Raw genomic sequence first — 13,667 nt, 5'->3', positions numbered from 1 at the left:
ATCGTCCCGCAGACCAGCGAGGTCCGTTCGGGCGAGGCCGAGCTGAGGCGTATCACGGGCGCCCAGGCTCCCTCAGGCATCCCCGTGACCATCACCGCACCGGTTGTCAGTCGCCGGTCGGGACGGAACGGCAGACGATTCCGGTAGCAGCGGATGGGGCTCGCCCAAGGCCAGGCAGTTGAGGCTTTTGGGTTGTTGGCAAGAGTGCTGAAGAGATCGGCCGGGCGGTGTGGATACCCGGCCGATCTTGCGGATGAGTTGGCTGCTGGCCCAGCGAGACAGGGTCACGTCCACGGACGTGGTGTATGAATCGATCTTCGCGTGATCCTGTTTCTGCAGGTTAAGCGGTAAGTGTCTGTGGGAGCGGGTTCTGTGCTGGTGTGTCGCCGCAGATCACCCGGACGCGGGCCTTGGCCAGGACGTCCAGGCCCATGTAGCGGCGGGCTTCGACCCACTCATCGGTCTGCTCGGCCAGCACCGCGCCGACCAGCCGGATGATCGATGGCCGGTCGGGGAAGATCCCGACCACGTCGGTGCGGCGGCGGATCTCCTTGTTCAACCGCTCTTGCGGGTTGTTGGACCAGATCTGCGGCCAGATCTCGCGCGGGAAGGCGGCGAAGGCGATCAGATCCTCCCGGGCGGCGTCGAGATGCTCGGCGGCGGCCGGATGCTTGGCCTCCAGCGTCTGCACCACCCAGGCGTGCTGAGAACGCACCGAGGCGGCGTCGGGTTGGTCGAAGACGGTGCGCACCAAGGTGGCCACGAACGGCTGCGCGGACTTGCTGACGCAGGTCAGCAAGTTGCGCAGGTAGTGGCTGCGACACCGCTGCCAGGACGCGCCGGCCAGGGTAGCGCCGATCGCGGCCACGAGACCGGCATGGCAGTCGGAGATGACCAGTTGCACCCCGGACAGACCGCGGGCGACCAGGCCGCGCAGGAACGCCAGCCAGCCCGCGCCGTCCTCGGCCGAGGTGACCTCCAGGCCGAGGATCTCACGCCGGCCGTCAGCGTTGACCCCGGTCGCGACCAGGACGTGCACGTTGATGATCCGGCCGCCCTCGCGCACCTTCTGTGTCAGGGCGTCCAGCCAGACGAAGGTGTAGGGGCGGGCATCCAGCGCCCGGGTCCGGAACGCGTCGACCTGCTCATCCAGTGTCTTGGCCATCTGGCTGACCTGGCTCTTGGAGATGTGCTTGATACCGAGCTGCTCGATCAGCTTGTCCACCCGGTGGGTCAATGCCGTTGCCTTATGGCGGTTTGCCAGCGAGAGTGACGGTCGGTAGTGGAGTCGATGGAGAGGAAGAGCGTGAGCCGGGTCTGAGGCGGGCGAAGCGGGCGCTGACGCGTTTGAGTCTGCGCGGGCAGTGCCGATGGCGTCTGTCCTCGACGGGGTGGGAACGCAATTCGGTGACTGTCCGGTGAAGTGCTCGGCGTTGCCAACGGGGAGATAGCGGCCGGCCGAGGTTACGTCGGACGGCTTGTTGAGCCCTGCGGAATGAGATTTCGTCGGGGTCGATGGGCGGGGTCGCCTGGGCTGCGTGGTAGATAAGCGTCTGGGTGAGGTGGTGCACAATCAGCTGGGCCCAGATCTCTTGGCGGATGCCGTCCGGATAGTGGGAGCGTAAGACGGTGCCCGTGCCGCGCTGCTGTGTCTTCAGTTTGGCGTAGGCGACTTCGGCCTCCCAGCGTTGGTGATAGAGGACGGCCAGTTCGCTGGCTGGAGCCAGGGTGGGGTCGAGTAATGAGGTGGCCAGTCGGTAGAGTTCCCGCCCTTCGCCGAGGTGGTATTCGATGACGCGGACGGTGACCTGGGCGGGTATGTCGCGGTTGGTTCGTCGGCGTTGCTTGGCTCGGTTTGAGCCGATGCGCACGGTGGCGAGGTAGCTGCCGTCGGGCAGGTCACCGACGCGATGGCGGGCCACCTTGGGCCGGATGCGCCACAGGAGGTGGGCGCCGGTACTGGTGAAGGCATGCCATAACTCGACACCCAGCATGTTGCGATCGGCTAGCACGAGGGTGTTCGGACCGGTGGCTGGCACGAGTTGGCTGGCGAGGGTTATCTCGTTGTCGTCCCGTTCGCCGACCGCTGCGGCGATGATCGAGTGTGTCCCGATCTCGAATAAGATACCGAGCTCTACCTGCGGATATCCGTATTTCTCCAGGATGTTAGCGCCTTTGCGCAGGAAGGCTGCGGCGTTGGCTGGAGTGTCGGCGACGGCGAGCGCGGTGCCGTCGAACGCAGTGAGTCGAAGTCCTCGCCAGAATGCTGATGGGCATGCATCAAGGCTGGCCATCGGGCCGGTGACCTGGTCAAAGACTTCCTGCAGCACGGCTGGCCCCACGCGTCGCCGGGCACGACACAGCGAGGACTTGTTGGGGACGTGCCAAGGGCCGGTCTCTTCGGCGTCGGCGGGTACCAGCTCGCGCAGCACGTGCTCGTAGCCCAGATGCGGAAACAGGCAGCGTGCCATTTCGAAGTAGACCATCATCCGGGTCGAGAGCAGGCGACGTCTCCGCTCATACCGCCCGCACTTGGCGATGGCCGCATCTATCAGCTCCGGCGGGCACCATCGCGTGAGAACGCTCAATCCCACCTCTGGACAGCCTTCTTCACCCATAGTGATGGAGTTACTCCACTATGCATGCAAACGCAACGGCATTGACTCGGCGGGTGGACAAGCTGGTCGAGCAGCTCGGCATCAAACACATCTCCAAGAGCCAGGTGTCTCAGATGGCCAAGACCCTGGATGAGCAGGTCGAGGCCTTCCGCACCCGGACGTTGGATGCCGGCCCCTACACGTTCGTCTGGCTGGATGCGTTGACGCAGAAGGTGCGTGAGGGCGGCCGCACGATCAACGTGCACGCCCTGGTCGCCACCGCTGTGAACGCCAACGGGCAGCGGGAGATCCTCGGGCTGGAGGTCACCTCGGCCGAGGACGGCGCGGGCTGGCTGGCGTTCCTGCGCGGCCTGGTCGCGCGCGGCCTGTCCGGGGTGCAGCTGGTGATCTCCGACGCGCACCGCGGACTGGTCGAGGCGATCGGCGCGAGCCTGCCGGGCGCGGCCTGGCAGCGCTGCCGCACCCACTACCTGCGCAACCTGCTCACCACCGTTCCGAAATCGGCGCAGCCGTGGGTGGCCACGCTGGTGCGCACCATCTTCGACCAGCCCACCAGCGAGCAGGTCCGCACCCAGCATGCCTGGGTGATCGACGCGTTGGAGGCCAAGTATCCGGCCGCCTGCGAGCATCTGGACGGCGCCCGCGAGGACCTGCTGGCCTTCGCCGTCTTCCCTCGCGAGGTCTGGAAACAGATCTGGTCCAACAATCCACAGGAGCGGCTGAACAAGGAGATCCGCCGCCGCACCGACGTGGTCGGTATCTTCCCCGATCGGGCCGCGATCGTCCGCCTGGTCGGTGCCGTTTTGGCCGAGCAGACCGACGAATGGACAGAAGCCCGCCGCTACATGGGTCTGGACGTGCTGGCCAAAGCCCGGATGCGGGTGATCCCGGGCGACACACCCGCCCAGAACCAGATCCCACAGACACTCACCGCTTAACCTGCAGAAACAGGATCACGCGCAGATCGATTCATACACCACGTCCGTGGACGTGACCGAGCGGCCGTGGGGTCAATCGTGCTGCAAACGCCGACGGGTGAGGATGCCTGCTGCCTCCGTTTGTTCTGCCCTTCTCTCAAGGATGTGCAGGTCCTGGCTGTTGAGGACCTTGGTGACCATGTGCTGATCGCAGCGCGCACGGTGGTGCCCGAGACTTCGTGTCCGGAGTGTGGGCTGCCGTCGGCCCGAGTGCACAGCCGGTACCGACGGACTGTGTGGGATCTGGCCGCGTGCGGACGGCCGGTCAAGGTCGAGCTGGAGGTACGCCGTTTCTTCTGCAGCGCGTTCACCTGCGAGCGGGGGGATCTTCGCTGAGCAGGTTGATGGGCTGACGCGGCGGCATGCCCGTCGCAGCACCGCGTTGCGCACGCTGCTGGCCTCGATCGTGATCGCGCTGGCCGGGCGAGCCGGTGCCCGTCTGGCCGTCCTGGCAGGTGCGCCGGTCGGCCGCTCCACGCTGCTGCGGATGCTCCGGGCATTGCCCGATCCGGAGGTGGGGCAGGTCACGGTGCTGGGCGTCGACGACTTCGCCGAGAGGCGCGGAAACTCCTACGGCACCGTCCTGGTGGACATGGATACCCATCGTCCTGTTGATCTGCTGGACGGCCGGACCGCTGAGGACTTGGCGGCTTGGCGAAAGGGCCATCCCGGGGTCGAGGTGATCTGCCGGGAACGGGCCGGCTCCTATGCCGACGGCGCCCGGCAGGGTGCCCCCGAGGCGGTCCAGGTCGCCGATCGTTTCCATTGTGGCAGAACCTCGCCGACGCGGTGGACAAGACGGTCCGCACACACCGATCCTGCCTGCACGAAGCCCTGGAACCAGGCACCGCGATCAAGGAGGAGACCGGCCGCGAGGTCGAACCCGTCGAGCGGCCCAAGGTATTGGACTCCTACGGCAACGAACGGCCGATAGTGACGCGGATGCAGGAGCGCTACACCCAGGTGCAAGCGCTGAAGAACGGCGGCGCGTCCCTGAATGCGATCAGCCGTCAGCTTGGCCTGGCCTTCCGTACTGCCCGCAAGTACGCGGGCGCCACCAGCGTGGATGTACTCCTGGCCCCGACTCTGAGCCGCAGCAGCAAGCTGGATCAGTTCAAGCCCTACCTCACCCGGCGCTGGAACGAAGGCTGCACGAACGCCATCCAGTTCCACGCCGAGATCAACGCCCAAGGCTTCACCGGAGCCGACGCGCCGTCCAGGGCTGGCTCAAGCCGCTACGCGGCCACCAGAAACGTGCGGCAAGAACCCTGCCTGCCACCCAAGCCCCGCCGCGTCACCGGCTGAATCATGTCTCACCCTGACCATCTGGACGCCGACAACCGGGGCCACATGGCCGAACTCCTGAACCGCTGCCCCGAGCTGGATAGCGCAGCCGGACACGTCCGCACCTTCGCCACGATGATGACCAACCGCGACGGGCATTTGCTGGACGCCTGGATCGCCGCGGTCACCGCCGACGCGGAAGTCCTTCCCCATCTGACGGCCTTCGCCGCTGGGCTCCGCCGCGACCACGCCGCGGTGCAAGCCGGGCTGACCCTGCCCTACAGCAGCGGCGCCGTCGAGGGCACCGTCAACAAGATCAAATTCCTGAAGCGGCAGATGTTTGGCCGGGCGAACTTCGATCTGCTTCGGATCCGCGTCCTCCGCTACATGTGACCGAGTATTCCTACGCTCCGTGACTAGATCACCGAGAGAGCCAGAGCCGCTCGGCGTCACCCGCTCGCGCGGCGTTGTCGGCACCGGCGCCGACAACGCGGCGGCCGAGCCCTTCAACGCGAGCCTGAAACGCGAGACGCTGCAGGGCGCACACAGCTGGCCCGACGCCCGCACCGCCCACCTCGCCGTGTTCCGTTGGATCACCCGCTACAACACGGTCCGGCGGCACTCCCGCCTCGACCAGCTCAGTCCGATCGACTATGAGAAGACGACAGCTAGCCTAAAGCCTGCCGCTTGAAATGGGTGTCCACGTCTATGGGGAAGCCCCGCACCTCGTAGCATCGGCCGCATGGCGTGTGTACTGGTCGTGGAGGACGATCTGGTCATTCGGTCCGAGCTGGTCGAGGCGCTGGCCGCCCAGGGGTACGAGGCGGAACCAGCCGAGGACGGGGCCGAGGCGGTGCAGGCGGCCGAGCGGCACCAGCCGGATCTCGTCCTGCTGGATCTGGGGCTGCCCGATGTGGACGGGGTGTCCCTGTGCCGGCGGCTGCGTTTGAGGGTGCCGGACACGGTGATCGTCGTGCTGACGGCTCGTACGCAGGAGTTCGAGGTCGTGGTGGCGCTGGACGCGGGGGCTGATGACTACCTGACCAAGCCGTTCCGGTTGACCGAGCTGATGGCCAGGATCCGCGCGCATCTGCGGCGACGTGGCCCGGCACCGGGGGAGCGCATACTGACGGCCGGGCGGTTGCGCCTCGACCTGCCTGCGCGGCGCGCCTACGTCGGGCAGGCGGAGGTGGTGTTGCGGCCCAAGGAGTTCGACCTGCTGGCGGCGCTGGTCAGCCGGGCGGGCGAGGTGGTGACCCGCGAGCAGCTGATGGACGAGGTGTGGGACGAGAACTGGTTCGGCCCCACCAAGACGCTGGATGTGCACGTGTTCGCGCTGCGCCGCAAGCTGGCCGAGCACGGCGAACCGATGGAGCGGATCGTCACAGTACGGGGGCGCGGCTACCGCTACGAGCCATGACTCGCCGCCGCTCGCCACCCGTCCGGCGTCAGGCGTCGTGACCGGGGAGCAGCAGGCTGAACAGCGGGGGACTGGCGCGGCTGAGTACCAGCCTGCCGCCCTCGGCCTCGGCCAGTGACCGGGCCAGGGCCAGGCCAATGCCGTGGCTGTGTCCGCTGGACCTGACGAACGGGTCGCTGTCCGTGGCCATGCCCGGCCCGTGATCGCTCACCTCGACGGCCATGCCGGGGCCCACGTCGGAGACAGTGACGGCGACCTCTCCCCGGCCGTGCCGCAAGGCGTTGTCAAGCAGGACGCGCAGGATCTGCCGGACCGCGGCGGGCTGGGCGGTCACCGGCGGCAGTGCGGGTTCCACGGTGATGGTCAGGCGGCGGCCCACTTGGGCCAGCGGGCCGTGCCATTCTTGCCGGATCTCCTCCATCAGCGCGTCCACGTCGAGCCGCTCGGCGGGCGTGCGGTTGTCGCGGCTGAGCCGTACGAGATCGTCGAGGACTTCCTGCAGCCGCTCGCCCCTGCTCAGCGCGGCCTGGACCGCGGGGGCCAGGTCTGTGCCGGGCCGGGACAGCGCCGATTCCAGGCCGAGCAGCAGGCCGGTCAGCCCGGTGCGCAACTGGTGGGAGACGTCGGCGCTGAAGGCCCGCTCGCGGGCGAGCACGTCGCCGAGGCGGCGTGCCGTCGACTCCAGCGCTTGTGCGGCCTGATCGGCCTCGCGTAGCCCGGAGGGTGCGGTGCGGACGCTGAAGTCGCCGCCGCCGAGTGCCTGGGCCGCGGCGGTCAGCCGCTCCAGGGGTGCGGCGAGCCGGGCCGACTGCCGCACGGCCGCGCCCGCGGCCAGGGCGATCACGATCAGCGCCAGCCCGCCCATGAGCAGCCATGCCTGGTGGATGCGCTGTTCGACCTGTGCGTTCGGCGTCGCCACTCGGATGATCAGCGCGGGGCCCTCGTCGGAGGGGACGGGGGCGGACACTGCCAGGAAGCCTTCCTCCACCGCGTCGTGGACGCGGCCGTCCTTGCTGGAGGTTGCCAGGTGGGAGAGGGCGGGGCCGTTGCCGAACAGGCGGGCGCCGGCCGTGGTGTAGCCGCCGATGGCCAGGTCGCCCGGCAGGCCCGTCGGCAGCTTCAACGACCCCCGTGGTTCGTCGGGGACGGCGGCGGCGACCCAGGCGGCGTCGCGTTGCAGGGCGGCCACCGTCTGGTCGTGGTACAGGATGTTCACCGCGATCGCCAGGGGCACCAGAAAGAGCGCGACGGCAAGGGCGGTCACGCTGACGATCACCACCAGCACCCGCCGCCGCAGCGGCACGCCCTGCGCTGTCACTGTTCCAGGGTGGCAGATGGTAGGTAAACGCCCCGCTAACCCGTCGTTGAGCGGGCGCTTGCCGGCCTGTTCCTAGCGTGGGAGGCATGAAGGTACGGCAGAGCGTCATCGTCCTGGTCACGGCAGGGCTGGCGGCAGGCTGCTCGGCAGCGACGCCCGCCCAGACCCAGACCCAGCCTCAGACACAGACGCAGGTACGGACACAGGCGGCCGCGGGCAACGACACCCCGGCCCCGCGGCCCACGGAGTCGAATCCGCCGGGCGACATCCCGGACGACACCGTCTTCGTCGCCTACCGGCACCCCGGGCAACCGTATGAGGTGAAGGTGCCCGAAGGGTGGGCGCGCACGGACCTGCCCACCGGGGCGAGCTTCACCGACAAGCTCAACAGCATTCGCATCGAGACCAGGCCCGCCGCCCTCCCGCCGACCGAGGCGTCGGTCAGGAGCGGGGTGCCCAGCAGCAACATTCGCACGGTGGACACGGTGAGCAGGAAGGGCGGCAAGGCCGTGCGGATCGTCTACCGCGCAGGCAGCAGCCCCGACCCGGTCACCGGCAAGGTCGTCAAGGACGAGGTCGAGCGCTACATCTTCTACCGGGCCAGGCGCGAGGCGATCCTGACCCTGTCCGGGCCGGTCGGCGCGGACAACGTGGACCCGTGGCGGACGGTGTCGGACTCCTTCCACTGGACGGCGTCGTGATCGTGCAGGCCGAAGAGCTCTACCGGTTCTACCGGTCGGGTGATGAGGAGACCAGGGCGCTGCGCGGCGTCAGCCTTGATGTCGCTGCGGGGGAGGTCGTGCTGGTCAGCGGCCCGTCGGGGTCAGGCAAGTCCACGCTGCTGGCCTGTCTGGGCGGGCTGGACGACCCGGACGGCGGCACCGTCAGGGTGGATGGCCACCGCATCAGTCACCGGCCCGAAGCCGAGCGCGCGGCGCTGCGCGCCCGGCTGGTGGGCGTGCTGTTCCAGAGTGGCAACCTGATCGAGCATCTGACGGTCGCGGCCAACGTCGATCTGGCCCAGCGGCTGGCGGGGCGGCGCGATCGTCGCCTGCGCGACGAGCTGCTGGCCGGTCTGGGGCTGGCGGCCAGGGCGCGGGCATGGCCGAGCCAGCTGTCCGGGGGCGAGGCGGCCCGCGCGGGGCTGGCGGTGGCGCTGGCCAACCGTCCGGCGCTGCTGCTGGCCGACGAGCCCACCGGCGAGCTCGACCAGCACACGGAGGGGCCCGTGCTGCGGCTGATCCGCAGGCAGGCGGGTGAGCGGACCGCCGTGGTGATCGCCTCGCACAGCCCGGCCGTGCGGCGGCTGGCCGACCGCGTCCTGGAGCTGAAGGACGGCCGGGCGACATGACCGTGGAGGCCAAGGATCGGGCGGCGGGCATCACCGCGCTGGTCACCTGCCAGGGGCTGGCCCGCTCGTACGGCAAGGGGGCGAACGCCCTGGTCGCCGTGCACAGCGTCACCTGCGAGCTGCGGCCGGGACAGCAGGTCGCGATCACCGGCCCGTCTGGGTCGGGCAAGACGACACTGCTGCACCTGCTGGCCGGGCTCGACCGGCCCACGGCGGGCCGGATCGGCTGGCCCGCCCTCGACGACCGCCCGCGAGGCCGCGTCGGCGTGGTCTTCCAGGGGCCGAGCCTGCTGCCCCCGCTCACCGTCGTCGAGAACGTCGCGCTGCCGCTGATCATCGCGGGTGTCGAAGAAGCCGAGGCCAAGAAGCGGGCGCTGATCGCGCTGGCCACGATCGGTCTGGCCGGTCTGGCCGGGTCGCTGCCCGAGGAGCTGTCGGGCGGGCAGGCACAGCGCGTGGCGGTAGCCCGCGTGCTGGCCGCCGAGCCGCGCCTGATCATCGCGGACGAGCCCACGGCACAGCTCGACTCGGACCTGGCCCGCAGAGTGGTGGACCTGCTCGTCGGGGTGGCCTCCCGGCTGGAGGCGGCCCTTGTGGTCGCCACCCACGATCCGCTGGTCGCCTCCCGGCTGCCCGCCTCCTGGACGATGAGCGACGGAGCGCTGTCATGCTGATCCTCATCTGGCTGCGCGGCCTGCTGGCCCGCCGGACAGGCAGGCTGGCCGCGGCCGCGGCGGGCATCGCGCTCGCCGTGGCGCTTCCCGCCGCGCTGGGCGCGTTCCTCGCAACTGCGAAGGCCACCATGACGGCCCGCTCGATCCAGCGGGTGGCGGTCGACTGGCAGGTGGAACAGCAGCCCGGCCAGAGCGTGTCCGTACCGATGCCCGGCACGTCCAGGCGGGTGAGCTTCGCCCGCGTCGACGGGCTGGAGTCCCGCCAGGCCGGGCAGACGCTGACCACCGGCGCGGGCCAGGTCCTCGGGCTCCCCGCCGACTACGCCGCTGTCTTCCCCGGCGAGCTGCGCCTGCTCGCCGGTAACGCGAACGGGCCGCTGCTGGCCCAGCAGACCGCCGCCAACCTGCACGCCCAGCCCGGAGCCAGTGTCACCGTCCGCCGTCCTGGGCTGCCGGACGCGACGGTGGCGGTTACCGGGGTGGTGGAGCTGCCCGCCGCCGACTCGCTGTTCCAGCGCGTCGGCGCGCCGCCCGGCGCGCAGCCGCAGGCGCCCCCCGACAACGTGCTGCTGCTGCCGGAGGCCGACTGGCACCGGCTGTTCGACGGCATCCCGCGCGACCGGGTACGCACCCAGTTCCACGTCCGCATCGACCACCGGCTGCCGCCCGACCCGGCCGCCGCCTACACCGCGGTCACCGGGCAGGCGCGCAACCTGGAGGAGCGCATGGCCGGCAGCGGCCTGGTCGGCGACAACCTCGGCGCGGCCCTGGACGCCGCCCGCGAGGACGCCCTGTACTCGCAGGTGCTGTTCTTGTTCCTGGGCGCGCCGGCGGTCGTGCTGGCGGCCCTGCTCGCCGGTCTCGTGACGCGGGCGGGCGCACCGCGGCGGACGGCCGATCAGGCGCTGTTGCGTACCAGGGGCGCCTCCAGGGGCACGCTGGTGCGGCTCGCGCTGGCCGAGACGGCGCTGGTGGGCGTGGCAGGAGTGCTGGCCGGCCTGGGGCTGGCCGCGCTGGCCGGGCGGGTGCTGTTCGGATCGGCGAACGTTTCGTGGTGGGCGGCCGCTCTGGGACTGCTGGTCGCGGCCGTCACCGTGCTGCCGCCCACGCTGCGTGCCACCACCGTGGCGGCAGCTCGCCGTCCGGTCGGCGGATCGCGCCGATCGCCCGCCTGGTTGCGGTACGGGCTGGACCTGTGGCTGCTGGCAGGATCCGCGGTGATCTTCTGGATCACCAGCAAGAACGGCTACCAGCTCGTCCTGGTCCCCGAGGGCCTGCCCCAGCTGTCGGTCGACTACTGGGCCTTCGCCGGACCGGCCCTGCTGTGGACCGGCGCCGGGCTGCTGATCTGGCGCCTGACCAGGACGTTGCCCATCACCTGGGCGGTCCGGCCGCTGACCGGGGGCCTGGCGGGCACCGTCTCGGCGATGCTGACGCGCCAGCGTGCCCCGCTGGCCCGGGCGGCCACCCTGGCGGCGCTGGCCGTCGCGTTCGCCGTGTCCACCTCCGTCTTCGACACCACCTACCGTCAGCAGGCCCAGGTGGATGCCGAGCTGACCAACGGCGCCGACGTCACCGTCTCCCAGACCAGGGCGACGGCGCAGCAGTTGGCGGCCGTGCCCGGCGTCGGGCGGGTGGAGCCGTTGCAGCACCGCTTCGCCTACGTCGGCTCCGACCTGCAGGACCTGTACGGCATCCGCCCCTCCACCGTGCGCCTGCACGACGCCTACGTCTCCGGCGGCACCGCCCGCGAGATCCTCGACCGGCTCGCCAGGCAACCTGACGCGCTTCTGGTCAGCCAGGAGACCGTCAACGACTTCCAGCTTCACCTCGGTGACCAGGTGCGGCTGCGGACCGAGAACGGCAGGACCGTCCCCTTCCACTACGCGGGCGTCATCACCGAGTTCCCCACCGCACCCCGCGACAGCTTCCTGGTGGCCAACGCCTCCTACCTGGCCCGCACCATGCCCGCCGACACCATGTACCTGATCAGCACCGACGGGACCCCGCCCCACCGGGTCGCCGCCGAGCTGCGCGGCCTGCTCGGCCCGACGGCCAAGGTCACCGACGTCGAGACCAGCCGCCAGGTCGTCGGCAGCAGCCTCACCGCCGTGGACCTGGCCGGCCTGACGACCATCGAGCTCGGCTACGCGCTGGCGCTGGCTGCCTTGGCCACCGGTCTGCTGCTGGCCCTCGGCTTCGCCGAGCGGCGCCGCACCTACGCGCTGGCCCGGGTGCTGGGGGCGACCCCGCGGCAGCTGGGCTCGTTCGTGTGGGCCGAGGTCGCTCTGGTCGGGGTGGCCGCGACCGTCTTCGGGGCGCTGTGCGGGTGGGCGCTGTCGAGGATGCTGGTGGCCGTGCTCAGCGGGGTGTTCGACCCGCCTCCCGACGCGCTGGCCGTGCCGTGGGCGTATCTGGGGCTGCTGGCGGTCCTCGGCGTCGCGGCGCTGCTGGCGGCCGGGGCGGCGACGGTACGGGCCGCCCGCCGCCCGCCGATGACCGTGTTGCGCGACCTGTGATCCATCCGTGGCCCGCTCGGAGGAGGATCCCACCCGGCCGCACCTTCCTCGGTGGTGGGATCGTGGCCATGGGTCTACAAGCGGCGCGCTATCGATGCCCGAGACGGTCCCTTTGCCAGGGGCGGCACACAGCATGAAGACAGCATGAAGGCGGCGTAGGAGTTCGCCCGGCCGAGCTAGGGCAAGGCTAGATCTGAGCTTGGATCGCCACATCGACCAGGAGGGCACATGAGCTCGCCAGGTTGCGCCTGCCGGAGAGCCGCCTTCGTGGTGGTCGGCGCCGCGATGCTCGTCGCCGTGCCGGTCAGCACCGCGAACGTGGCGGACGTCCGCAGCCGCAACGACGTACATGCTCAAACGCGCGCCAACCTGGCCGAGTCAGCGCGCAGTGCGGCCTTTGCCCACGCGATGTACCGTGTCTACGCCACCCAGGCTGCCCAGGAAGGGCTTCCGCACGTGCGGGACGTGCTCAACCAGGCGGCACGCACCGAGTTGCACGAGCGCTTCACCGGGCAGGCCAAGCTGATCGGGCTGGTCGGCGACAATGTCGCAAACCTGCGCGACGCCATGACCCGCAACTCCTACCTGGCGAGCCTGTACAGGAGGTTCGCCGCCGAAGCTGAGCACGACGGCGAGACGAACGCGGTCCGGGTGTTCACTGATCAGGCTCGAAACGTGGCCGCCCGCCACGACACCTTGACGCAGGCGCTCGAGGCAATCGTTCACCCCGCGTTGGGCACGGCGACCCCGGCGGCGGTGCCCGTCCCACCGGAGAGGACCCGAACCGGCGGTCCTGCCGCATCGGCTGCCCGCACGCTGGGCAATCTGGTCGCCGCGCTGATGCAAGAGGCATTCGCCGACGCCAAGTACACCCTCTACGCCGAGCGGGCCCGGCAGACGGGCGAGCCGCGGCTGGCCATGCTGTTCGGCAGCATGGCCGGTGCTGAGCGCACGGAGCACTTCGCTGCGGAGGCACGGCTCGCCGGCCTGGTCCACGACACCAGGGCGAACACGTGCGAGGCGATCGGTGGTGAGCTCTACAACGGTCGGCGAATGTATCCCGGCTATGCCAGGCAAGCGGCCAGGGTCGGCGATCACACCGTGGCGGCCCTGTTCACCAGCATCGCGCGCGACGAGATGGAGCAGGCGCAGGCGCTCACCAGCGCCGTGTCCCGGCTGCGTACTCGCTGCCCGGCCTCGGGCTGAACCAGATCATCCACTGCCACCACCACTCACCGCAGGCGCAACCCAACCGATTTTGCGACCGCGCCCCAGATGTCGCCGTCCCCTAAGGATGGCCTTCCCATCTCAGGAAATGCCGCCCCTCCCGGGTGCCCATCGGCACCGATGCGGCCGCCAATGGATTCAGCGCGCTCCGCCGCGTGCTGCACGCACCGTTTTCGAGGTTCTGAGAGTGCAGTTTGCGAGCCTATGCCCGTGATGCCGCAGTGTGATCGTAGGGATTTGTAGCGTTACCGCCGTTGGCGGGTCCGGTCGTGCTGTGAT

Annotated in this window: 11 protein-coding genes and 4 pseudogenes; 12 read left to right on the top strand and 3 right to left on the bottom strand. The window is 69.9% G+C overall.

Features of this window, described 5'->3' with window-relative positions; genetic code table 11:
• Positions 1 to 340: 340 nt before the first annotated feature.
• Positions 341 to 1,234: pseudogene (locus tag ACIA8R_RS52705) on the bottom strand (IS256 family transposase); the annotation flags it as partial.
• Between the two features lie 13 nt (positions 1,235 to 1,247).
• Positions 1,248 to 2,618: an IS4 family transposase gene (locus ACIA8R_RS52700; protein ID WP_397045784.1), complete on the bottom strand. Its 1,371-nt coding sequence runs from the start codon at positions 2,616 to 2,618 to the stop codon at positions 1,248 to 1,250.
• A gap of 44 nt (positions 2,619 to 2,662) precedes the next feature.
• Between ACIA8R_RS52700 and ACIA8R_RS52695 the strand changes: the two are divergent.
• From ACIA8R_RS52695 to ACIA8R_RS52665, 7 genes and pseudogenes are all read left to right on the top strand, one after another.
• Positions 2,663 to 3,556, top strand: a pseudogene (locus ACIA8R_RS52695) (IS256 family transposase); the annotation flags it as partial.
• 66 nt (positions 3,557 to 3,622) lie between these two features.
• On the top strand, positions 3,623 to 3,931 hold the full coding sequence (locus tag ACIA8R_RS52690) for a transposase family protein (protein ID WP_397045782.1): 309 nt from the start codon (positions 3,623 to 3,625) through the stop codon (positions 3,929 to 3,931).
• A 151-nt stretch (positions 3,932 to 4,082) separates the two neighbouring features.
• Positions 4,083 to 4,304, top strand: a pseudogene (locus ACIA8R_RS52685) (transposase); the annotation flags it as partial.
• A gap of 80 nt (positions 4,305 to 4,384) precedes the next feature.
• Positions 4,385 to 4,900, top strand: coding sequence for a hypothetical protein (locus ACIA8R_RS52680; protein WP_397045786.1), 516 nt, complete (start codon positions 4,385 to 4,387; stop codon positions 4,898 to 4,900).
• Positions 4,901 to 4,903: 3 nt separating this feature from the next.
• Positions 4,904 to 5,272, top strand: coding sequence for a transposase (locus ACIA8R_RS52675; RefSeq protein ID WP_397045780.1), 369 nt, complete (start codon positions 4,904 to 4,906; stop codon positions 5,270 to 5,272).
• Between the two features lie 49 nt (positions 5,273 to 5,321).
• Positions 5,322 to 5,570: pseudogene (locus ACIA8R_RS52670) on the top strand (integrase core domain-containing protein); the annotation flags it as partial.
• Positions 5,571 to 5,621: 51 nt separating this feature from the next.
• A complete protein-coding gene (locus ACIA8R_RS52665; RefSeq protein WP_397045778.1) occupies positions 5,622 to 6,299 on the top strand; it encodes a response regulator transcription factor in 678 nt (225 codons plus the stop codon).
• 28 nt (positions 6,300 to 6,327) lie between these two features.
• Here the strand turns inward: ACIA8R_RS52665 and ACIA8R_RS52660 are convergent, their stop codons facing one another.
• Positions 6,328 to 7,617, bottom strand: a complete 1,290-nt coding sequence (locus ACIA8R_RS52660) for an ATP-binding protein (protein ID WP_397045776.1) — start codon at positions 7,615 to 7,617, stop codon at positions 6,328 to 6,330.
• Between the two features lie 86 nt (positions 7,618 to 7,703).
• Between ACIA8R_RS52660 and ACIA8R_RS52655 the strand changes: the two genes are divergently transcribed.
• The 5 genes from ACIA8R_RS52655 to ACIA8R_RS52635 all read left to right on the top strand — a co-directional run bounded on the left by ACIA8R_RS52655 (position 7,704) and on the right by ACIA8R_RS52635 (position 13,367).
• On the top strand, positions 7,704 to 8,318 hold the full coding sequence (locus tag ACIA8R_RS52655; protein WP_397045774.1) for a hypothetical protein: 615 nt from the start codon (positions 7,704 to 7,706) through the stop codon (positions 8,316 to 8,318).
• A complete protein-coding gene (locus tag ACIA8R_RS52650) occupies positions 8,276 to 8,968 on the top strand; it encodes an ABC transporter ATP-binding protein (RefSeq protein WP_397045772.1) in 693 nt (230 codons plus the stop codon). The genes ACIA8R_RS52655 and ACIA8R_RS52650 overlap by 43 nt, the downstream gene beginning before the upstream one ends.
• Positions 8,965 to 9,642, top strand: a complete 678-nt coding sequence (locus ACIA8R_RS52645; protein ID WP_397045770.1) for an ABC transporter ATP-binding protein — start codon at positions 8,965 to 8,967, stop codon at positions 9,640 to 9,642. The genes ACIA8R_RS52650 and ACIA8R_RS52645 overlap by 4 nt, the downstream gene beginning before the upstream one ends.
• Positions 9,636 to 12,161, top strand: a complete 2,526-nt coding sequence (locus ACIA8R_RS52640) for an FtsX-like permease family protein (protein WP_397045768.1) — start codon at positions 9,636 to 9,638, stop codon at positions 12,159 to 12,161. The genes ACIA8R_RS52645 and ACIA8R_RS52640 overlap by 7 nt, the downstream gene beginning before the upstream one ends.
• Positions 12,162 to 12,389: 228 nt before the next feature.
• Positions 12,390 to 13,367, top strand: a complete 978-nt coding sequence (locus tag ACIA8R_RS52635) for a ferritin family protein (RefSeq protein ID WP_397045766.1) — start codon at positions 12,390 to 12,392, stop codon at positions 13,365 to 13,367.
• Positions 13,368 to 13,667: the final 300 nt, after the last annotated feature.

It is taken from the genome of Nonomuraea sp. NPDC051191 (assembly GCF_044455665.1).
GTDB lineage: Bacteria > Actinomycetota > Actinomycetes > Streptosporangiales > Streptosporangiaceae > Nonomuraea.
Note: the sequence above shows the minus strand (reverse complement) of the source record. Positions and strands in the feature narration are given on the sequence as shown.